Origin of the sequence: Telluribacter roseus (assembly GCF_017355915.2) — a bacterium.
Lineage (GTDB): Bacteria > Bacteroidota > Bacteroidia > Cytophagales > Spirosomataceae > Telluribacter.
This window is the reverse complement of sequence record NZ_JAFEUV020000001.1, coordinates 470,918-493,836: the sequence shown is the minus strand read 5'-3', so window position 1 is coordinate 493,836 and position 22,919 is coordinate 470,918. Positions and strand designations below refer to the sequence as shown.

Annotated in this window: 14 protein-coding genes; 1 reads left to right on the top strand and 13 read right to left on the bottom strand. The window is 51.7% G+C overall.

The genetic code is table 11. The features are described from left to right. Positions 1 to 9: 9 nt before the first annotated feature. From JTN23_RS02040 to tsaE, 7 genes are all read right to left on the bottom strand, one after another. Positions 10 to 3,309 (bottom strand): VCBS repeat-containing protein, encoded by a 3,300-nt coding sequence (locus tag JTN23_RS02040; protein ID WP_247232012.1) that lies wholly within the window; start codon positions 3,307 to 3,309, stop codon positions 10 to 12. 101 nt (positions 3,310 to 3,410) lie between these two features. Beyond that, on the bottom strand, positions 3,411 to 4,991 hold the full coding sequence (locus JTN23_RS02035) for a SusD/RagB family nutrient-binding outer membrane lipoprotein (protein ID WP_247232010.1): 1,581 nt from the start codon (positions 4,989 to 4,991) through the stop codon (positions 3,411 to 3,413). Positions 4,992 to 5,030: 39 nt separating this feature from the next. Continuing rightward, entirely contained in the window at positions 5,031 to 8,072 is a 3,042-nt protein-coding gene (locus JTN23_RS02030; RefSeq protein ID WP_247232008.1) for a SusC/RagA family TonB-linked outer membrane protein, read from the bottom strand. 294 nt (positions 8,073 to 8,366) lie between these two features. After that, on the bottom strand, positions 8,367 to 10,040 hold the full coding sequence (locus tag JTN23_RS02025; RefSeq protein WP_247232006.1) for a hypothetical protein: 1,674 nt from the start codon (positions 10,038 to 10,040) through the stop codon (positions 8,367 to 8,369). Positions 10,041 to 10,305: 265 nt separating this feature from the next. Further along, a complete protein-coding gene (locus JTN23_RS02020; RefSeq protein ID WP_247232004.1) occupies positions 10,306 to 10,710 on the bottom strand; it encodes a hypothetical protein in 405 nt (134 codons plus the stop codon). A gap of 46 nt (positions 10,711 to 10,756) precedes the next feature. Next, the gene (locus tag JTN23_RS02015; RefSeq protein ID WP_247232002.1) at positions 10,757 to 11,983 is read right to left on the bottom strand and encodes an alanine dehydrogenase; all 1,227 of its coding nucleotides are present in this window, start codon (positions 11,981 to 11,983) and stop codon (positions 10,757 to 10,759) included. Beyond that, positions 11,965 to 12,438, bottom strand: a complete 474-nt coding sequence (gene tsaE, locus JTN23_RS02010; protein WP_247232000.1) for a tRNA (adenosine(37)-N6)-threonylcarbamoyltransferase complex ATPase subunit type 1 TsaE — start codon at positions 12,436 to 12,438, stop codon at positions 11,965 to 11,967. The genes JTN23_RS02015 and tsaE overlap by 19 nt, the downstream gene beginning before the upstream one ends. Positions 12,439 to 12,602: 164 nt before the next feature. On the opposite strand from tsaE, the gene JTN23_RS02005 reads away from it, so the two are divergent. After that, positions 12,603 to 13,640, top strand: coding sequence for a Gfo/Idh/MocA family oxidoreductase (locus JTN23_RS02005; RefSeq protein WP_247231999.1), 1,038 nt, complete (start codon positions 12,603 to 12,605; stop codon positions 13,638 to 13,640). Between the two features lie 60 nt (positions 13,641 to 13,700). Here JTN23_RS02005 and JTN23_RS02000 read toward each other — a convergent pair whose 3' ends face one another. The 6 genes from JTN23_RS02000 to JTN23_RS01975 all read right to left on the bottom strand — a co-directional run bounded on the left by JTN23_RS02000 (position 13,701) and on the right by JTN23_RS01975 (position 22,899). Beyond that, positions 13,701 to 15,464, bottom strand: a complete 1,764-nt coding sequence (locus JTN23_RS02000) for a phospho-sugar mutase (protein ID WP_247231998.1) — start codon at positions 15,462 to 15,464, stop codon at positions 13,701 to 13,703. Between the two features lie 72 nt (positions 15,465 to 15,536). Continuing rightward, positions 15,537 to 18,230: an MGH1-like glycoside hydrolase domain-containing protein gene (locus JTN23_RS01995; protein ID WP_247231997.1), complete on the bottom strand. Its 2,694-nt coding sequence runs from the start codon at positions 18,228 to 18,230 to the stop codon at positions 15,537 to 15,539. Positions 18,231 to 18,379: 149 nt separating this feature from the next. After that, positions 18,380 to 20,125, bottom strand: a complete 1,746-nt coding sequence (locus tag JTN23_RS01990; protein WP_247231996.1) for a D-alanine--D-alanine ligase family protein — start codon at positions 20,123 to 20,125, stop codon at positions 18,380 to 18,382. A gap of 229 nt (positions 20,126 to 20,354) precedes the next feature. Continuing rightward, positions 20,355 to 20,618, bottom strand: a complete 264-nt coding sequence (locus JTN23_RS01985; protein WP_247231995.1) for a NifU family protein — start codon at positions 20,616 to 20,618, stop codon at positions 20,355 to 20,357. Between the two features lie 63 nt (positions 20,619 to 20,681). Beyond that, positions 20,682 to 21,788, bottom strand: a complete 1,107-nt coding sequence (locus JTN23_RS01980; protein ID WP_247231994.1) for an Mrp/NBP35 family ATP-binding protein — start codon at positions 21,786 to 21,788, stop codon at positions 20,682 to 20,684. Between the two features lie 106 nt (positions 21,789 to 21,894). Continuing rightward, positions 21,895 to 22,899: a GSCFA domain-containing protein gene (locus JTN23_RS01975; protein WP_247231993.1), complete on the bottom strand. Its 1,005-nt coding sequence runs from the start codon at positions 22,897 to 22,899 to the stop codon at positions 21,895 to 21,897. Between the last annotated feature and the right edge of the window lie 20 nt (positions 22,900 to 22,919).

Genomic DNA, 22,919 nt, shown 5'->3' with positions numbered 1-22,919 from the left:
CCGTTTTTCCTACCTCTTTTTCACTATTTGAAGGCTTTTTATAGGTAAATCATTCCTGCCCACCACTATCACAAAATCCTGCGGCCGATCAAGAACGACTAGGCTCCGTACATCACCCGTCAGGTAGAGTCCGCTACGTGCCTGAGGCAGGTACTCGAAGCCATTCTTTCCTTTATTCAGAAACACCTGCAACAGATTGGCGTCGTTTCGGCCCAGCCTTACCCGTACCTTGCTCTGGTTGCCGCCGAGTACAATATCCCGGCTGCCGTCCCCGTCCAGATCCGCCAACGCTACCGCATGTACAGGTGAAAACTGAGCCTGAACGGGCAGGGGTTTGAAGATGAGCTTACCATTAGTATTTTCCAATATTCCGCTCCTGAATTCGGCTACTTCACGAGGGGGCATTTTCTGCAGCTGATCGGTAGAATACAGATCCGCCAGGGTGGCGCTGGAGTAGCTTATATAATCAGTAAATTTCTTCTTCAGAGCAGGTACCTGATCCAGGAGTTCATCCCGGCTGGCGTAAGGGTACTCTTTGCCATCGGCCCGTACCGTTACCACCGGCACCGTACGCTCCGATGACTCATCTGTATATAGCTTTAAGCCCTGCGGAGCTGTCAGATTCCATTGCCAGTTGGTACCCATGTTACCTACCACAAAATCCACGTCGCCATCTCCATCCAGGTCAGCTGGCTCCAGGGCAGTCCAGCAGCCGGTAAGGGAGGAGGTGCCCCATGTTTCGCTGGCGTTCTGCCATACGCCTTTGCCGTCCCTCTGCCACACCTGTATGCCCCCCCAGTCGCTTACAGTGACCAACTCAGGTACCTTGTTCTTGTTCAGATCCTGAAATACAGCTCCAGTCACCATTCCCAGCGACTCATGCGCCGGCAGGAGTTGGGTGGTCTTGTCGGTGAATCTTCCTTTGCCATCGTTGAGCAGCAGGTACCCTCCACGACTATGCGGGAATCGTCCCGGTGCCACGCGCTCGCCAATAAACAAGTCCAGATCCTGATCCCCATCCAGATCGGCTACCGCCACACAGGAAGCATTGATCGTGAGAGCCGGAAAGGAGGCTCTGGTCCACCGGCTCCCCTCATTCAGGTAGAACCGGGGATGAAGTAGCGTGTCCGTCGGATTCAGCTCATAGCCGGCGCTGGTCACCAGTAAGTCGGGATCGCCGTCTCCGTCGGCGTCAAAGAAGGCCGCATCGGAGTCCTCAAAAAGGGCGTCCTGCACGAAGGCCGGTACCGAAGCCGACTTGTAGTTGCCGCCCTGGCTCAGGAATAGCTCACCGGCCTGGCCACGGGCTCCTCCCAAATATACATCGGGTATACCATCCTGATTCAGGTCTGCCTGGGCCATAGCGGGCCCCTGAAACGACTGCATGGTTGGGAGGAGGGTTTGTATCCGGAAGTCATTGCGTTTGTCTTCACGGTGGGTAAAGGTGATGCCAGCTACCTCCTCTAGAAGGGGCGCGGCTTTGGCCTCCGGCAGTCCGGCAGCAGCAGCATTCTTGTAATCAACTACAATGGGTTTGCCGGCGGTAATGCCCGTTAAGGTCTGCGTCTTTCCGTCCGCCCAAGTAACACGTACGGAATCGATGATCCGGTTGTTTCCCAGCCCGAAATGCAGTGGTCCCCACATGGCCGACTGGAAACCCCGCACCGGCATAAAATCCTGCATCTGTACTGCCCCGCCAGCCCCATAGAGCACTACCCGGGCCCCGGCCTTCTGCGCAAAGCGGGGGGCCTGCAACTGCAGAGCTATGTACTGGCTGGAGTCACTCTTTTTGCTGTTGTTCCGGTAGATAAATGCCTTCTCGTTCACATTACTGGTTACCAGATCGAGATCACCATCATTATCCAGATCCGCGTAAATAGCTCCATTGGACTGACTCTTCCTGTCAAAGCCCCAGTCTTCCATCTTTTTGGTAAAGCTCAGATTCCCCTCGTTTCGGAAGATATAGTTGGGCTGGTTGATGGGGGGCATCTCGGCTATAATGTCCATCTGCTCGGGCGTCTTGCCCGAGGTACGTGAGGAGAGCTGAACATCCGTGGAGTACTTCAGAAACTCCATGTTGGTGTAGTCGCGGGCGTAGCCGTTCGTTACGAAGAGGTCTTTGAAGCCATCGTTGTCAAAGTCGGCCATCAGCGCCGACCAGCTCCAGTCGGTGTTGGAGATACCCGCCAGCTGACCTACTTCGCTGAATACCGGTACTCCTTCGGCATTGGTACCGTTGTTGAGCTGGAGCATGTTGCGCATGGTCTGGTCGTGGAAGCCGGCCATCAGCAGTTGCTGGTACTTGTCGTAGTTATCATCTCCGGCCGTTAGCTTGATCCGGTCGTTGGTAGCGGGCAGCATATCCAGCGTTATTATGTCCGCCCAGCCATCGTTATTCAGATCGGCGGCATCGGTACCCATGGAGTAGAGCGAAACATGCCCCGTAGCCTGCCGTATGACTTCCTTAAAGGTACCATCCTTCTGGTTGAGGTACAGGTAGTCGTTTTCGTTGTAATCGTTGGCGATATAGAGGTCCGACCAGCCGTCGTTGTTGAAGTCATTGACGTTAATACCCAGCCCAAAGCTGAGTACGTTGGATACAATACCCGATAGATCCGTCACGTCCACAAACTTCCCACCCTCGTTACGGAGGAGCTTATTACCGTAGGCCGGATTGTGTTGCTGCCGATAGCTGCTCAGGAGATTGCTAAAGCCGGCGTACTCCTGCACCGAGTGGTTGAGCAGAAAACAGTCGGTATCGCCATCTTTGTCATAATCGAAGAAAACCGCCTGCGTAGTGTACGAAGGATCGTCCAGGCCGTACTCGGCTGCCCTTTCGGTGAAGGTAGGGATGCCGTCGGCAGTTTTGCCATTGTTTACATAGAGCAGGTTACGACGTAGCGCCGGATTGGCCGCTCCCGACCGGCACACGTACAGGTCGATCCAGCCATCGTCATTGATATCTACCAGCGACACACCCGTTTTCCATCCCTCATTTAAGGCTACTCCCGCTTGTTCAGAGACGTCTTTAAACTTCATCTCGCCCTCATTCAGGTACAGCTTATTGGCCACCATATTACCGGTGAAGTACAGATCTACCCGCCCGTCGTTGTTAAAATCGGCGGCCGCTACCCCGCCCCCATTGTAAAAGTAGCCGTACTCGAGTACGTTGTTCTCGGTATCTTCGTCAATGAAGTTGTTGAATTCAACACCGGTGTCGCCCGGATCAAGCAGGGTAAAAAGGGTGTCTTTGGTTTGGCAGCCTGTGGAAAGCAAGGCAAGGAGTAAGAGGGGAGCAATTCGGTTCATGCCACTGAGAAGAGGAAGTATTTAGTAGTGCAATTTACAAAGAAAGGCAGACTAATTGCCTGCCTTTCCTGCTATAAATCCTTATAGAATAGGGTGTTTGTTTAGTTCTTATCCCACCACAAAGGGGTACTGGCCTTGTCAGGTCCGTTCAGCAGACCTTCGGCTGCCTTCACCGCGTCACCATTGGTCTGTTTCTCCAGATCCAGGAATGGGATCCGACGAATAAAGCTACCAGCCGGCAGGTCGGCATTATCCGAACTTACGATGGGGTACAGCTTTGGAAAGCGGGTACGACGGAACTCGGCCCAGGCTTCGATACCATCGGGGTACAGGGCCAGCCACTTCTGGGTACCGATCTGCTCACGCTTCACGGCTTCCGTTGATGCCGGATCCCACTTCACCGGGATGTTCGACAGAGCCGGTGATTTCAACGGATCGCCGGGAGCAACGGGTGTCTTGGAGCTGTTAACATATGCCTGAATCGTGGCATCGTTGGTAATACCCCACTGGCGCATCGATATCTCGATTCCCTCTTCGTACAGTTCCTGTGCTGTACCTCCCATGTTCCAGCCATTCAGGGCTCCTTCGGCCCGCAGGAAGTAGGCTTCTGACGTATGCATGATATCCTGAGGTACGGTAAGCTCGCTGTTCCAGGCAGCACCGCTACCGGTAGCCCAGCGGGTACCTACGTTGGAGTTATCGTTGTTGCCGTTACCAGTCTGGTTGAGTTGGGCGGGTAGCAAGCCATTGCGAAGACCCTCATAGGTACCGGTAGCCGAAGCAGGCTGGAAGTAGATACCAATCCGGGGATCGTCGTAGCCTTTCAGTACTGACTCCATGGAAGCACTCATCCGGAACTCATTCCAGATGGCGATCCGGCCCAGACCGTTGTGGTCGTCACCGGCCAGGTTTTTCACCATAAAGGCTCCATCAGCCAGGTCTGTCATGACGCCACCCGCGTAGGCTGCCTCGGCCTGCTTCTTGGCCTCAGCCGGCGCTACCTTAGAAATACGTAGGGCCAGGCGCAAACGGAGTGTGTTGGCAAACTTAATCCACTTGTTGACGTCGCCACCATAGATCAGGTCAAAGGTACCGTAAGGCTTCTCGGCTGTTTTACCTTTCAGTATGGTAGTAGCCGCATCCAGGCGCTTGAAGAAGTCTTCGTAGATCTTGTCCTGTGGGTCGTACTTAACGCTACGAGCGGGCTCGCCGGCCTCAAAGTAAGGGATGGGTCCGTAGTAGTCAGTCAGGCGGTGGAATGCAAATACCCACATGATATCCGCCAGTGCATACTCCGCAGAATTAGGCTCTACGGAGCTCATGATGGTTTTGAGCTGAGGTACTACCTGCGTATAGATGGGGTTCCAGTGGCCGGTGAGCCAGTCAAACCGCATTACGTAGCGGTCTGAGGGGAAGTAGGTAGCGGAGGTAGCAAAATACTGCGCGTACAGGTCGGCAAACAGGTTCTGGGCGATCTGGTAGGTACCTCCCGCGTAAGAAGCCTGCTGCTCCGCCCGCGAAAACAGGAACGGAAGTTCATCTTTACCCAACGAGGTAAGCTTGGTCTTGCTGGTATTCATTTCCTCGAAATGCTCCGTACAACCCCACCAGAGTCCGGCAGAGCCCACCATCAAGCCCATAGCTGCTATTTTAAGGAGGCTTTTTTTATGTAGTAGTTTCATATAACTCTTTATTGACAATGTTTTAGCACAGATAGATTATTAGAAGCCTAGTTTCAGGTTAAGACCCACGGTACGCGAAGAAGGCAGGTTACCGTACTCAACGCCCTGGAAGTTACCGGCGCCGATGTTAACATCCGGATCAAAGGGCAGCTTACGCTTCTCTACACCCGGAATATCCAGCGTTGCGTAGCCACGGTACAGGAAGAACAGGTTACGCGCCACCAGCGACAGGCGGGCATTCTTGATGAAGAAGTTGGCCGGTGTTCTGAACGAATAGCCTAGCGACAGCTCTCTCAGACGCACGTTGGTAGTTGAGTAGGTAAAGAACTCACCCCACGAGTAGCGACCACCCGATACCGTAGTCCAGAAGGTCTCGGCGTCGATCGCTTTGGTGTTGGTTTCGCCCGAGGCAGTCACGGCAGGCAGTACCCAGCCGCCCTCACGGTTAGCAAGGGTATAGTCGGCATTACCGTCAAAGGCCAGGTTAGCCTGGGTACCTGAGGTCATCACCCCACCGAAGCGACCGTCGATCAGGAAGCTGGCGACGAAGTTTTTGTAGCTAAACTGGTTGTTGAAGCCCAGAGTAAACTTAGGGTTGAAGTTTCCGATCTTCTCGTTGGAAGTAGCTACGGGCTTACCGTTGGCATCCACCACAAAACGTCCCTGCTCATCACGCTTCCAGCGCTGCGCGTACAGATCGCCGTACGAGCCTCCCTCGGCTACCACCGGACCCGCCGTACGACCAAATCCACCGGCCAGGAAGGCGATCTTGATATCAGGATGCAGCTCTACGATGGTATTGACGTTACGCGCAAAGTTCAGGGTCATGTCCCAGTTAAGATCTGAGCTTCTCAAAGGCTTACCGGTGATGGTAAACTCAACCCCTCTGTTATTGATCTTTCCGGCATTGATAAACTGGTTGGAGAATCCAGAGGCAGGTGCCAGACCCAGGGTCAGCAGCTGGTTTACGGTGTTGCTATTGTAGTAGGTAGCATCAATACCCAGACGGCCACCAAAGAAACGCAGGTCTACACCAAACTCAGTGGATGAAGAAATCTCAGGCTTCAGGCTGATCGCAGGCTGTGTCGGGTCTCTTGAGATAAAACCACCCGTACCACCCTGTGAGAATGAGTAGGTCTGAGCGATCAGATACGGATCAGTGTCGTTACCTACCTGAGCCCATGAACCACGTACCTTGGCAAAGCTTACCCAATCTGGCATCTGCATCGCATCGGACAGGATGAAGTTAGCACCAAAAGCAGGATAGAAGTACGAGTGAGGAGCAGGCAAGGTCGACGACCAGTCGTTACGGGCCGACATATCCAGCGTCAGGTAGTCGCGGTAGGTGAACGTAGCCGTACCAAATACGTACTGCAGCTCTTTTTCGGAGAAACCAGCGATTTGTCGCAGTGCTCTGGCAAATGACAGGTCAAACTTATTAGGTACCAGCAGACCCGTAGCATTAGCACCTACTTGCGAAAACTTCTTGTAGGTCTGACCCGCACCGAAGTTATACGATATATTGATGTCCTGACCTACCTGGTTGTTTCCGGATACAATTACGTCCATGTTCCGTTCCAGTACATCGTTGGTAAAATCCTGGTACGAGCCACCGGGACCGGCAAACAGCAGCGTACGGTCGGCCCAGCTACGGTTATAGCGGTCGTCGTAGCGGTCAAAGCTGACGCGTCCCTGGATGTTCAGCCAGTCGGTAAGCTGGTACCTGGCCGATCCCAGCAGAATGGTGCGGTTACGACGCTCCAGGTCAGAGGTCTTATTGATGGTCCAGAAGGGGTTCATGTAGATGGATGAGGTGGTCCAGTAGGTAGGAATGCCATTCTCATCCTGGAAGGTGCGGTACTGGTTCAGATCCACACTGCGGGGGATCTTATACAGGTTCATCACTACCGCACTCTCTTCACCCGAACGGGGCTTGTTGTTGATCTGCTGATTGGTGTAGGTGATCTTGGCATCGGTAGTCAGGCGCTTCGACACCTGTGAGTTGATACGCAGGTTCAGCGTATGACGCGACAGATCGTTGTTAGGCAGCAAGCCCTGGTTGTAATTGTTGGTATACGACAGGTAGGTCTGTACATTCTCGGTACCACCCGATACACCTATTGAGTTGTTGGTTGAGATAGCGTTGCGGAAGAAGTCGCCGATGTTGTTAGGGTACGTAGTAGTTTGGGCACCCCAGCTACCACTGGCCCGGTCGCTGTTTACACCCCCGTTTCCCTGACCATAGGTGTTCTGAAGTGCCGGCAACAGAAAAGGTGATTCAACTACTACTCCTGAGTTGATGTCGGCGGATACTCGTCCGGCCTTACCCTTCTTGGTAGTGATCATGATCACACCATTGGCAGCCCGGCTACCGTAAAGAGCGGCAGCAGCAGCTCCCTTCAGTACGTTCATTGACTCGATGTCGTCCGGGTTGATGTTGGCCGCTCCGTCACTTCCATTGATTCCTCCGAAGTCACTACCTACCTGCCCCTGTACGGTATTATCGATGGGTACTCCGTCCACTACAAACAGGGCATTATTGTTACCACTGATCGAACGGTTACCACGTAACGTAACACGGGTAGCCGAACCGGGGCCCGAAGCACCCTGTGTGATCACTACCCCGGCGATTTTACCGGAAAGTGTATTCACAAAGTTAGCATCACGTACATCAGTAAGCTGCTTTCCACTGATCTGCTGAGTTGAGTAAGTCAGCGTCTTGGCGCTACGTTCAATACCAAGGGCCGTTACTACCACTTCACCCAGGCTCCGTACATCCGGCGTCATACTTACAGTTAGGGTTGAAGTCGAAGCCGTTACAGGTACTTCCTTGGTTTCGAAGCCCACCGAAGAAAACACCAGCGTAGCAGAGCCGCCTGCTACCCCAATACTGAAATTACCTTCCGCGTCAGAAGTAGTACCTCGCGTGGTACCTTTTACGAGTACACTCACACCCGGCATACCGGCGCCGCCTTCATCCTGAATGCGACCCGTGACCTGCCGGTCCTGCGCAAATAGGTGTGTAACAAAAAAGGTTGCCCATACACAGAGGAGCAACCTGAGAGGTAATTTTTTGACCATAGATGTTCGAAGGATTTGTTAGGACTGAGTTGAAAATTAAATGTTTGACTGGTTTGAAAATTAAATATTTAGATAACCAGTTACAACAAATTAATTTTTATTACAAATCATTCGTGTTATAGTAACACAGTGAGGCCAAACCTACTACGAAAAATGCAATTTATTTTTTATCCAGTACTAAATATGAAGGAGCATCATCTTCATCAGCAGCCGAACGACATACTCCACTTTTGTATATACACAGTACCTATAAGTAACTGCATACAACTACTTCAAAATATTATTTTACAGATCCTAATTATTACCTTTTTTTATTGACACGCTCTTATTCTCCTGAATAAGGGCTCTTGAGTCGGTCCAGTAGAAGGTATTATTGACCAGTACGCCGAGTCGATATTCACCCGGTGCTAAGTTCTCAGGTAACATATCCGTAATGAAGCCGGGCTTGTAGTGGCTACCGGTACTCAGGAAGCTCTGCACCGAATTCCGGTGCTTCTGTACGGGTACCCAGTACTCTTTATGATTAGCTGCTTTGAAGCAAAGGAAAATATTGTCTGCCTCCACGGTGGTATTAGCTATACGCAGATTCTGATGCTCCTCGCGCCAGTCCGCCGCCTCCATCACAAACGTATTGGTTGAAAATTCGAGAGGTACTACTCCATTACCCATCGTGTACCGGGCTAGTGTGTTGAAATGACTCCTGGTGGCACAGATCCCCCGCGACTCGGCTTCGCCGTACTCTTTCCTGATGTTATCGTTGAAGAAATCGTTGTACTGCAGGAACCGCTTATGGTTGGTCCAGTTAGTATCATCGGCCACCAGCCAATCCCTACGAAACTTGATCTCCTGTGTGTACACGAAGTACGCCAACCCATTGAACAGTATACCACCTACCAGGAATACCACACCCACTGCATTACGCAGGTAGCCTGCCGTGAGCCTGATCAGCACCAGATACGTCCAGGCGCATACGTAGGGGGAATAGTGCTGGTAGCGGGGGGCTATGATGGTCTCGATGCCTCCCCAGCTCCTGGACACACTCACCAGGGCACCGGTAATAGCCAGGAACAGCAGGTTGCCCAGCAGAATCTTATCAAAAAAGCTCAGGTTGAGCGGCTTTCGGAACACGGGAAACAGCCTGGGCAACAGGTACAGGGCCGGTATCATAAACAGGACTGCCCCCAGCGCGGCGGCATAGAGCGGATTGGTAAGCATGACCTTGGTCATGGTACCGAAGAAGGCGAAGAACGAAGCTACCAGACGTACCGGATTGGAAAGGCTGCGCGTGAAGTCGGCGTTGGGGCCTTTACCGAAGTCCCAGAAGTAGTGCAAGGCTACCAGTACCATTACGATCAGACAGATGGCCGCTTCCTTCCACTTGCGCTCCAGTACAATCATGGCTCCGATGACGATAAAACTGAAGATACCGTTACCATGGGTAAAAGTGGCCAGTACCGCCACTGCCACCGCCCAGCGGTACTTGTTCTGTGCACACAGGTAGGCGATCAGACCAAACCAGAACACAATGACCGACTGCTGTAGGATACTGATGCTCCAGGTAACATTATCGTAGTACTGGGGCTGAAACAGGATCCAGGGCAGGGGGATAAACAACCAGTAAGGTACTTCTAACGACTTAAAAGCCTTCCAGAAAAACCAAAGCGTAGCGATCCAGAGCAGGTTACCAAACACGATGAGACTTACCCAGTTGATACTCCCCTCCAGGAGGTAATCCAGCCAGGTGAGCAGCCGGGGGATCAGGATACGGTGCTCGTTGTGCTGCTGGATCAGCAGCATGTACTTCTCCGAAAGACTGGGAGCCTCCTGCCCCCATACGATCGTCTTAAGCAGATGGAAATCATCCGCAAAGAAGACCGGTACGGCGTTGGCAATAACATAGATGAGATAAACAACAACAGGAAACAGTAGGGCAATGGAGAGAAGGATAGCTTTTGGTTTACTATTCATTGTATTCCCGATCAGCGTCGTTAAAGTGGTAAATAAGGTTTCAATTAAGGCAGGTCCGGCAGGAGCTTTACCCGTTATAGTCCAGTCTTGCTCAGTCAGCTTACCACTCCTCAGGCAGCGATAAGCCGGCTGAGCAAAGGTAAGATGTAAAGTATAGATATACTCGTTACTGGGTTACTTACTAAAAAAGCAGATACGGTCAGTATCTGCTCCTAAATATTGTGTCTATTGATAATCAGCTAGGTACATGAGTCACTATGTTAGGCTAGTCTTCCGGATAGGGTACAAATATAAAACCGGCAAAGTCGCCATGAATGACAAAGAGGCAACAGTACTCATCGGCGTTTTTATAGTTTTCTTTAAATAACTCTTCGGACTCCTGCCCTACCAGATTGCGGTCAATGAACTCCTGCAGGAAGGAAGCCCGGTAATTCCACTGGTTGGTTAGCTCCGTTGCCCCGAGCAGTAAGACGCCTATCTCTACATAGTCCCTCGACGTTACAAACACGGGATGTTCCGAAAATCCTCTCTTCCTGATCTGATAGGAAGCCTCTTTGAGTTGATCGGCCACTTTCACAAAATCCTCCGACACCATCCCCAGAAGTTTTTTATTCACTTCGGGCGAGTTGGCATCGTCCATCAGTACGTTTTCGTTGCTATGATTAATCATTCTATAACGTGTTTTGTTTTGGGTACCGTCAGGTACCTCATCCCTACTACATGCGGGCAGCCAGCAAAAGGGTCAGGTCTTTATAGCGCATGTTGTACTTACGTGCTATGAATGGATTGGTAAGAGTTCCTCTGTGGCTGTACACCCCTTTCATAAACCACCGATTGGCATAAATCATTTCCTCAATACCCCCTATAGTACCTGTCTGCAGTAAAAAAGGCAGAAATATATTACTCAGAGCGGCACTGGCCGTGTAAGCTACCCGTGAAGGAATATTGGGTACACAGTAATGGACAATATCGTGGTGACGGAATACGGGCTGCCGGTGCGTGGTCATGCGTGAGGATTCAAAACAGCCCCCCTGATCAATACTAACATCGATAATGACGGAGCCGGGTCTCATTCGTGACACCATCTCGTCCGTTACCACACAGGGGCTCCATCCGTCTTCCGCCCGCATGGCTCCTATGACCACATCGGCCCGGCTAATGGCTTCGGTGAGCGTATCCGAGTCAATGATGGAGGTATATATGTTCTGGCCTACGGCGTACTTCAGACGCTGCAGACGGTAGATGTGCTTGTCAAATACCTTGATATCAGCCCCCAGCCCCAGAGCGGCCCGGGCGGCGTATTCGGCCACCGTACCTGCCCCCAGTATGACTACCTTGGTAGGTGGCACTCCCGTAATTCCCCCCAGTATTACTCCTCTCCCACCGTTGGCATTGCTCAGGTACTCGGCCGCGATGAGCAGCACGGCACTACCCGCTATTTCGCTCATGGCCCGGATCACGGGCATCCCACCGACCTGATCTTCAATGAGCTCGTACCCAATAGCCGTAATCTTGTTCTGATTCAGCTTCTCGAAGTACCCCCTTTCCAGACTGGGCAGATTGAGTGCTGATATAACGGTAGAGCCCGATTTGATGTATTTAAACTCCTCTTCGACCAGGGGCTCCACTTTCAGGATGAGGTTGGACTTGTATACCTCCTCGGGCCCCGGTACAATCAGGGCTCCCGCCTCACTGTACTCATGATCACGGTAGTTTGCTTCTTCACCCGCTCCTTTTTCCACCCATACATCGTGGCCGTTCCGTACCAGGATCGACACCGCGTCGGGAGTAAGAGCAATGCGGTTTTCTTGCAGAGATATTTCGCGGGGGAGGCCTATGTGCAGCGAGTTATTGTTGGTTTTGACAGCTGCCAAAGACTCCTGAGGGTACAGGGCCGTTTGTTTGGCTAATTCTTCAAAACCTGTTACCTGAGGCTGTCCCATTGCGTAGCATTTAATTCGTTAGTAATAATAGTGGCTTGTACGGTACGTTCACCCTCTTCATCAGCAGTGACTTCAACAAGCAGGTAGCTGGAAGGCCACAAGGAAGGTATCTTCCCGGGCCACTCCACAAAACAATGATCACCTGAATAGAAATATTCTTCTACTCCCATATCAAGAGCTTCCGCTTCGTTTCTGATCCGATAAAAATCGAAGTGGTATATTACTCTTCCCTGATCCGTCACATACTCATTGACCAAAGCGAAAGTCGGGCTTTGTACTACTGAAACAACCCCCAACTGACTACAAAGTTTTTTAATCAGGGTAGTTTTTCCGGCTCCCATATCCCCTTCAAACAGCCACACGGGCACTTCATCACCCAGCGCCAGGAGTTGGGAAGCAACGGAATCTAACTCGGACAGATCCCGGAACCGGATCATGATGTCAGGGGCTTTCATAGCGCAAAAATATGATTTTTTTGCCACGATACTCCTACCTGCTCTAACTGAGCTCTTCTTAGTTCATTAAATGGAGTAGTTTTACGGGCCAGGTACTATTAAAAGTGTCATTATCTATGCTTTTCCAATATGTCACTCTCTAACTCATACTAATCTACTTTAAGATGTCAGACAAAATACTGCAGGTTGGCCTAATTGGCTTTGGTCTTTCGGGCCGTTATTTTCATGCTCCTTTTCTTTCCGTCAATCCTCATTTTCGACTAAAAAAAGTAATGGAACGAAGTAAGAACGAGGCTCAGGAATTTGATTCATCCATTGAAAACGTGCGGTCGGTCGAAGAGCTACTGGCCGACGAAGCCATAGATCTGGTATTTATATGTACCCCCAACGATACGCACTTTGATTACGCGAAGGCTGCACTCCAGAAAGGAAAGCACGTGGTGATCGAAAAACCGTTTGCCAATACGGAGCAGGAAGCGCGGGAACTGGTGGAACTGGCCGCTCAGAAAGGGTTGATGATCACGGCCTACCAGAACCGCCGCTGGGATTCTGACTTCCTGACCATTAAGCAACTCATCAATGAAGGTACCATCGGGCAGGTAGTAGAATTTGAAAGCCGCTACGACCGCTACCGTCCCGTACCGGTAACCAATACCTGGAAAGAACAGTCGGGTGAAGGAGGGGGTAACCTCTACAACCTGGGCCCTCACCTGGTAGACCAGGCCCTGGCGCTCTTCGGGAAACCCGAAGCCGTATCGGCCGAGATAAAGACACTTCGCGAAGGGAGTCTGATTGACGATTTCTTTGCGATCCGGCTGCACTACCCGGACAAGAGCGTACTGCTGAAGTCCAGCCTGATGGTGTACAACAACAGCCTGCGCTACACGCTGCATGGTACCACCGGCTCATTTATCAAGACGGGCCTGGATGTACAGGAAGAAACACTGCGGCAGAATGTACTACCCGACACCACTACCTGGGGCGAAGAGCCCGAAGACCGCTGGGGGCACCTTTCTTCGGAAGCCTACACAGGTGTACACCAAAGCCTCCCCGGCAACTACATGCCTTTCTACGACAATCTATATAAGGTAATTGTAAATAAAGCCGCACCGGCTGTAAAGCCGGAAGAGGTACTGCTCACCACCCGGGTTATAGACCTGGCCTGGCAAAGCAGCCGGGAGAAGGTGATCCTGCCCGTATAACATAAAAAATCCTCCGGGGCGTGCCCCGGAGGATTGATATTATAAAGCTGGACGTACTACTTACTGCAGTTTCAGCTCTGCGCCAATAGCCTTTACTTTCTGCTTGAGGCTATCGTATACCGCATCGAAGTCCTCGTTACGTTCGAGCGCAGCCCGAACACCTACGTAAAACTTGATCTTGGGCTCAGTACCCGACGGACGGCAGGTAAACTTGGTGCCATCTTCAGTAAAGAACTGCAGTACATTAGAAGGCTCAATACCCATCTCACCGGAAGGTATTTCGTCCCGGTTGCCCGTACGCAGATCCGTCGTAGTTAGGGCTTTGTAGTCATCCATGCGGATTACTGTCGAACCCGCCAGAGTCTTGGGAGGATTAGCCCGGAAATCAGCCATCATCTGCTGTATCTCATCGGCTCCTGACTTACCCTTCATGGTCAGGGAGATCAGGCCTTCGTAGTAAAATCCAAACTGCTTGTAGATCTCCATGAGCATATCGAACAGGCTCAGACCCTTGTCCTTGGCATAAGCCGTCAGCTCGGCGATCATACCGCAGGAGGCAATGGCATCCTTATCCCGAACGGCATCGCCGATCAGGTAGCCGTAGCTCTCTTCACCTCCACCGATAAACTGCTCCACCCCTTCCTTCTCGCGGATCACCTGTGCGATGTACTTAAAGCCGGTCAGAGTATTGTAGCACTTTACCCCGTACGCCTCGGCCATGCGGTCGATCAGGTCGGTAGTTACGATGGTCTTACATACAAATTGAGTACCTGTCAGCTTGCCCGCATCTTTCCAGGCATTCAGGAGGTAGTATATGAGCAGGCTGGCGGTTTGGTTACCATTGAGCAGCTGCAGCTCGCCGTGGTGGTTCTTGGCACCGATACCTACGCGGTCCGAGTCGGGGTCGGTACCCATCACCAGATCCGCGTCTATTTCCCGGGCCTTTTCCAGAGCTATGCTCATGGCTTCGGTCTCTTCCGGATTAGGATATACTACAGTCGGGAACTGACCATTCCCATTGGGCTCGGCCTGCTCCTCTATTATAGTGATATTTTCAAAGCCCATACGCTGCAGCAACTGCGGCACCAGGGTGATACCTGTCCCGTGCAGCGGCGTATATACTATTTTGAGGGCTTTCTGGCGGCTGATCGCGTCTTTGGAGATAGACAGTGAAAGAATCTGATCCAGGTACTTTTCGTCTACCTCGGTGCTGATCTTCTCAATCAGCGACTCATCTCCTTCAAATTTGATGTCATCAATGGAAGTAATAGCATTTACCTCGGTGATAATATTTTTATCGTGCGGGGCTACTACCTGTGAGCCATCTACCCAGTAGGCTTTGTAGCCATTGTACTCCTTGGGGTTGTGCGAAGCAGTCACTACTACCCCACTGTGGCAACCCAGCAATCGGATGGCAAATGACAGCTCGGGGGTAGGCCGCAGCGCATCGAATAGGTACACTTTGATTCCATTGGCAGAGAAGATGTCAGCCGTAATCCGGGCAAACTCATCCGACTTGATACGGCTATCGTGCGCAATGGCTACTTTGATGGTTTCTCCGGCAAATGTCTTGTTGAGGTAGTTGGCGAGGCCCTGGGTAGCCGCTCCTATAGTGTAGCGGTTCATGCGGTTGGACCCGATACCGATCAGCCCCCGCAGACCACCCGTACCAAATTCCAGATCCTTATAGAAAGCGTCGGTGAGTTCAGTGTTTTTTTGATTATCAATCAAATCCTGGATTTCGGCTTTGGTATCAATGTCATAGTTACCATTGAGCCATACATTTACTTTATCCAGAACATTACTTTCTAGTTGTACTGCCATGTGATTGGAAGATGTGTTATATGTGTATGAGTTTGGGTTGGATAATTAAACCGGGATAAAGAAACCTAATATTTAATCTTTGTACAATACCATTTCAGATTTAGACTGTGAAATAGCTCCTGATCGTGCCATTTGCAGAATCAGTTCGGCTACCAGCCCTGTCCAGCCGGTCTGGTGACTGGCCCCGCAGCCCCGGCCATTGTCGCCGTGGAAATACTCATAGAAAAGAATATGATCGCGGAAATGGGGGTCATTCTGAAGCTTTTCACAATCACCAAATACCGCCCGGCGATCGTTCTCATCCCGTCTGAAGATATTAACGAGGCGATCCGCAATACCCATGGCCGCTTTATTAATGGTCGTGAGGTTACCGGAGTTGGTAGGGTACTCCACCTCAAAGTCATCACCGTAGTACGAGTGGAACTTCAGCAGGGAGTCAAAGATCAGGTAGTTCAGGGGGAACCAGATCGGCCCGCGCCAGTTGGAGTTACCTCCCATGATATCGGTCAGGGCCTCAGCCGGAGTATATTCTACTTCCAGTACTTCACCGTTGATAAAGAACTTGTAAGGGTTGTCTTTATGGTGCTTCGACAGGGCCCTTACCCCGTAGTCGGACAGGAACTCCTGCTCGTCGAGCATACGTTTCAGGATCATCTTCATACGGTGACCGCGCAGGATCGAAAGCAGACGGTTTTCACCCTTACCGGACTCAAACCAGCGCGAAATCAGTCGCGCCAGATCAGGGCGGTTGGCTATCACCCACTCTACCCTACGCTTGAATACCGGTAGCTTGTCCAGCATCTGCGGATCAAGGATTTCAACGGCAAACAACGGAATAAGTCCTACGATAGAGCGTACTTTGAGCAGGATGCTTTGTCCGTTGGGAATATGAATAACATCGTGGTAGAACTGGTCTTCCTCGTCCCACAGGCTGATGGTGACGTTTTCGCCTCCCATCGATTCCATGGCACCCGCTATATGCAGGAAGTGCTCAAAGAACTTCGAGGCCATATCCTGGTACACGGGTTGTCGCAGCGATATCTCTACGGCGATGCGCAGCATGTTAAGGGTGTACATAGCCATCCAGCCCGTAGCATCGGCCTGCTCCAGCTTCCCGCCAAATGGCATGGGGGTAGAGCGGTCAAACACCCCGATGTTATCAAGGCCCAGGAAGCCTCCGCTGAATATGTTATTGCCTGTTTCGTCTTTCTGATTGACCCACCAGGTAAAGTTCAGCAGGAGCTTGTGGAATATCTTTTCCAGGAACTCGATGTCGCCCACGCCCCCGTTCTGCTCCCGGTCTATCTCGTATACTTTCCAGGTAGCCCAGGCGTGTACGGGTGGGTTAACGTCCGAGAAGTTCCACTCGTAGGCGGGTATCTGGCCGTTGGGGTGCATGTAGTACTCCCGCAGCAGGATCTCGAGCTGGCGTTTGGCAAAGCCAGCATCTACCCGCGCCAGGGGTATACAGTGGAAAGCCAGATCCCAGGCCGCAAACCACGGGTACTCCCATTTATCGGGCATTGATATCAGGTTAGCGGCGTACAGGTGCTTCCAGGCTGAGTTACGCCCCCACTTGCGCGACGGGTGCGGCTCCGGCTGAGAGGGATCTCCTTTCAGCCACTCGTATACATTATAGTAGTAGAACTGCTTGCTCCATAGCATACCAGCATACGCCTGCCGCTGGATCGAGAAGAGCTCGGGATCATCTACTCCTTTCTGCAGATCTCCATAAAACTCATCGGCCTCGCGAAGGCGCTTGCTGAATATATCATCAAACCCACTGAATGGATCAAACTTGGTCTGATTAACGAGCCGGATGCGGATAGTCACACTACCTCCGGCCGGTACCAGACGGGTAAAGCAGCCCGCGGCCTTGGTACCTATCTGGTTCGGGTTTACAGTGGTTGTTTTGCGGCCACTGACGATGTAGTCATTGATACCGTCCTTGGGGTAGGCGGTCGTATTGTTGGTACCGTATAGCTTCTTAAAATTGGTCTCGTTCTCACAGAACAGGAGCTGATCGGCATCCTCCAGGTACAGATTGAACTTGCCATGCTTACGATGCGTCACCTCGATCAGCCGGTTCGAGATGCCATTCATCATGGGCTTGTAGTTGAAGGCTTCGTAGCCCCACGACCAGGTATTCCGGAACCATATGGTAGGCAGTACCGTAATGGGAGCATCCTTGGGACCGCGGTTATGTACCGTCACCCGCATCAGGATATCTTCCTCTTCGGCTTTGGCGTATTCCATAAAGATGTCGAAGTACTCATCATCGTCAAACACGCCGGTGTCCATGATCTCGTACTCCTGATCGGCTTTACCACGGCGGGCATTTTCCTGACGTAGTTTATCGTAGGGAAAAGACTGCTGGGGGTACTTGTATAGCATTTTCATGTACGAATGCGTAGGGGTACTATCCAGGTAGTAGTACATCTCCTTTACATCTTCGCCATGATTGGATTCGCGATTGGTTAGCCCGAATAAGCGCTCCTTGAGTAACTTATCCCGGTGATTCCAGAAGGCAAACCCCATACAAATATGCTGTTTGTTATCGGAGAAGCCTCCAATGCCTTCTTCCCCCCATCGGTATGCCTTGGAGCATGCCATCTCGTGAGTAATGTAGCTCCAGGCATCGCCATTGCCACTGTAGTCTTCACGTACGGTACTCCATTGGCGTTCGGATAGGTAGGGTCCCCACTTTTTCCAGCCTTTATTTTCTGTCTGTAAAGCCAGCCTCACTTTTTCTGCACCATTAGCCATGTTGCTCTCGGTTATTCCTATTCTGGTTATAACTAAATTTTGAACTGTTTTTCTTTCCCCTTATCACAAATATAAAAAAATAGCGATGGGAACCTCACAAAAAAAGAGCTTGTGGGCTCTTTTCTCGATTTGTTTATCAATGGGTTAGCTTATACGCTTTCGGCACAAAGCACAACCCAATCTTCCACGGGAGTAATAGCTTCAGGCGTGCTTCCCATTTTCACACCATACTCCACACGACCGGCATAGAAAGCGGTGAGTTGGGCCGCCCGCTCCGAAGTTTCCACCAGCAGCGGATCCCGCTCCTCACGGACCAGTGCCAGCAGGTCCTCTACGTAGTCCTTGAACATCAACGGTACGGGCAGCTGGTAGTAAGTCGTATCATCTAATTTCAGCACGGGTACGGGTGTACATTTTCCCTCGGCGTTGAGCTTCCCGAAACACTGACGGGCCTTGGCGTACTGCTCGTCGGTAGCTTCAAAAAGTATGCCTTTTGCAGGTATAACTGCCGATCTCTGCAAATTGATTTTATCATCCAGTGTCTGGAGTAGCTGCCGCAGGTGCCAGGTATCCTTGCCGGTACGAATGCGCTCCCGGATCGACTGACGTATAAAGTAGGTAATTGCTTGGGTCACATTCAGGCCTATCTCGGCCATCTGCTTAAAGATAAGCGAAGTAGGCGACATCCCCGGAATGGTATTCGGATCGTGCAGAAGTACCTCCCCTTCCGGCGTCAGGAAGCCGTCAATGCGGGCGCAGACGTTAATCCCTAAACGCTGGAATACCAGACCGATGTTGTACTGGATCTTCTGGTTATTAGCCAGGGTGGTATTGACAGGTATACGCTTACGGGTAGCTCCGGGCTTGTACTTGGAGTTAAAGTCGAATACTTCTACTATCTTGATGATCTCCGTTGGCGGCAGTACCAGGGTAGATCCATCGTCGTGCTGAATGCACCCGCACGAAAACTCCTGTCCGCTTACATAGGCTTCGAGCAGTACCTGGTCTTCAGCATGGGCACTCGAAAGAATGATAGTATCTTTAGAAGCCAGGAAAGTCTTGTCCAGATAAGCGATCAGTTCCTTGGGGTGGTACAGGAAAGTAGTACCCGTTACCACCGGAAAACCTATCCCTTCGTCCAGGTTAGCGATCCGTTGTGCCCAGGCCTGCCTGGCCTCCTGGTCCAGAGCCAGCCACTCGTCAGCCCCTACCTCCATCTGGAAGAAGCACTGGTTGAGGGCCGTCACAAATTCGCCGTAGCTGTCCTGACGCACAATGGCTACGCCGATGGAAGAGCCCTGATGCGGCGCCTTCACTACTATAGGTACGCCAAGCTTCCCTTTTACCTCTTCAAAAAGCTGCTGACGGTCTCCGCGCTGCCACTGATCATAGCGTACTACCATCATGCCCTTGTCCTGTCCGTTGGCCAGGGCAATCATTTCGTTTTGAAGTACCTTGTCAATACCTACCGCCGAACCCATCAGTCCCGGGCCGCTGTACGGGATACGGTACCACTCCAGTAGCCCCTGAATGGCTCCATCCTCGCAGTCAGGACCGTGCATGGCCAGCATGGCAAAGTCAAAATGGTCTCTGAATTTGTCGGGAGTAATGAGCTCGCCTACTTCGGGGGAAACGGCTACGTGCGCCAGGTGAGGCAGTGATTCGATATATACGCGGTAGCCGTCAGTCTGCTGCACCGGACTAGGAAAAAAGTCACGGATGCTGGTCTCGTACATCCACCTGGGGTCCAACTTAATAAAGCGCCCAAAGCTATCTACAAATACCGGAACCGGCTCAAATAGTTGTTTATCCAGGTTTTCGAAGGCGGTTTTACCACCGGCAAAAGAAATCTCACGCTCACGGGAAGGTCCCCCGAAGAAAATGCCAATACGCATGACGTAACCAATGTTTTATGAGGAGGGCGCAAGATAGGGATTGGCCGGGTAATTGAAAAGCTACTTACTAAGTTCGTGGGGAGCGTAGAATTGAGTCGCCCGAAATATGCTACAATGCCCTCCTAAAACACAAAATGCCGGATGTTCACGTATTGCCTGTGAACATCCGGCACTATTATGAGACAGTAAATCTTTACGTCAGTAAACCTGGTATACTACGATTAAAATATCAGGCTAAGGCCGGTACATTGACGGCTTCTACCTTCTGCACCTGCGGCACTGCCTTACGAACCGCTTCTTCGAGGCCGGCCCGGAAGGTCATAGCGTTCATGGGGCACGTCTGACACGAGCCGGTCAGTTCCAGTCGCACTATTAAATCATCTGTTAGTTCAGCCAGCTTCACATTGCCACCATCCGCTATCAGATAGGGACGTACCGAATCGAGTGCCTGCTCGATCAGTCCCAGGGTCTTTTCTTTTTCGATTGCGTTCATTGTATCAGTATATGCGCTAAAATGCAACATTTTTACGAAATAATCAAACAGGCCTGCTAATTCTTAAACGCGCACTTCTACTACTTTGGTCTTATCGGCGCTGGCATTTCGGATCGAAACATACTGCGCCAGTACCGCCGCTACCTCCTTGAAGGCTCCGCTTGTCACCGGCTCATCGTTCATCACTACCGGACGACCTTCGTCACCAGCCTCCCGGATACTCTGCACCAGCGGGATCTGTCCCAGGAAGGGTACGTCGTGACGCTCAGCCAGTTGCTGTCCACCTCCTTTACCAAATATATAGTACTTATGATCGGGGAGTTCTTCCGGAGTGAAGTACGCCATGTTTTCAATCACACCCAGTACGGGCACGTTGATCTGAGGCTGCTTAAACATCGCCAGACCTTTGTTGGCATCCGCAAGGGCTACCTTCTGTGGCGTTGTAACGATCACCGCTCCGGTTACAGGTACTGTCTGAACGAGCGTCAGGTGAATATCACTGGTACCTGGTGGCAGGTCTATGAGCAGGTAGTCCAGCTCGCCCCAGTGCGTATCAGCAAAGAATTGACGCAGCGCCTGACTAGCCATCGGACCACGCCATACTACCGCGCTGTCGGGTGGAGTCAGGAAGCCGATGGAGATCATCTTGATGCCGTACTGGCTGATGGGGTTGATGTAGTTCTTACCGTCACGTGGTGTGATAGTAGGCTGCATATCTTCGGCTCCGAACATCACCGGAATGGAAGGTCCGTAAATATCGGCATCGATAATACCTACCTTCGCGCCCGAGCGGTGCAGTGCCATGGCCAGGTTGGCCGTTACAGTAGATTTACCCACTCCCCCTTTACCGGAGGCTACGGCGATTAAGTTCTTAACACCTGGGATCATAACAGCCCCCTGACGGCTGGACGTTACGTCGGCGGTCAGGTTCACAATTACTTCCACGTCAGGACTTACGTGTGTATGGATGGCCGTCACGCATCGCTGGCGGATCAGCTCCTTGAGCGGACAGGCGGGGGTAGTCAATACTACCGTAAAACTCACCTGATCTACTCCTACTTCGATATCTTTGACCATACCCAGCGTAACCAGATCTTTCTTCAGATCGGGCTCCTCCACGGTGCTGAGGGCCTTCAGTACTTTTTCTTTATTGACAGTAAATTCTCCCATTGTAACTAGTCAGCCTAAGCTGAGGGTAAGCGTAGTTGAGGTATAATTTAATTATAAAAAACGTAGTTGGGTCCACTACTGACAACACCTATTCCTCAAAATGAGTTTACTCCGAGGACGGAAAGTTGCGTAGCTCCGCTTCCACTTCCCTAAGCTCCTGCTGTACATCCACTTGCCCGGACAAGTTTTGCAGCCGCTCGGTCAGGTTCAGCAGCAGTTTGCGGTGTGCTTCGGTCATGCCGTGCTGGGGCCGGTGCTGCCGCATGCGCCGGATGGCATCCCACTCTTCAATGAATTCAAGCGCAGGGGCCTCCATAAATGCCTCAGCAAAAGTACGAAAGATATGGTCTTGAGCCACCTCATTGGGATGAATTAGATCCGGCTCGTAGAACCGGTAGTCGCGCAGGTCGTCGATCATGATCTCGTAGCTGGGGAAGTAGCTTACGTGCGCATGCGCCTCTGACAGCATATGGCACGCCACCCGCAGGATCGATTTGCTCACCTGATTCAGGGGTAAGGTATCACGGGTATGCCGGACGGGGCTCACCGTCAGGATCAGGCGCAGGCCGGGGTTGTAGCTCTTAAGCAGGACTACCAGCGCTTCCAGTTCCCGGTGGATCATCTCCATCGATAACAGCTCTTTCCGGAACAGATTAGAGGGTACTTTATGACAGTTAGTGACAAATTCGTCCGTTCGGGTGGATCGGTACACAAAGGAAGTACCCAGCGTAAGTACCAGCGTATCGGCCCTGAGCAGGTACTGCTTTACCTCGGCCATGCGGGTACGCAGCTTTACGTCCAGCGTGTGGGAGTCAGGTGCCCAGAGCGACGAGTGAAAGTCATGGTGAAGACAGACGCCGTCGCCAGTTGTTACAAAATGCCCCATGAGCGGCAGCTCATCCCGTAGCGACATCCGCACCAGCTTCGCCACCGACACCGGATTAAATACAGTACCGAAAGGATTGGAGAGCACGTTGAATTTATAGTTTGCCAGCTGGGTACCCAGTACCTCCGCAAAACAGGAGCCAATGGTCAGGATAGACGACTGGAGGCTGAGTTTCCAGGTTGAGGGTTGTACGGCTACTTCGGTCCGAAGTTGTAATGACTTCATTATATTTCTGATTAATCGTC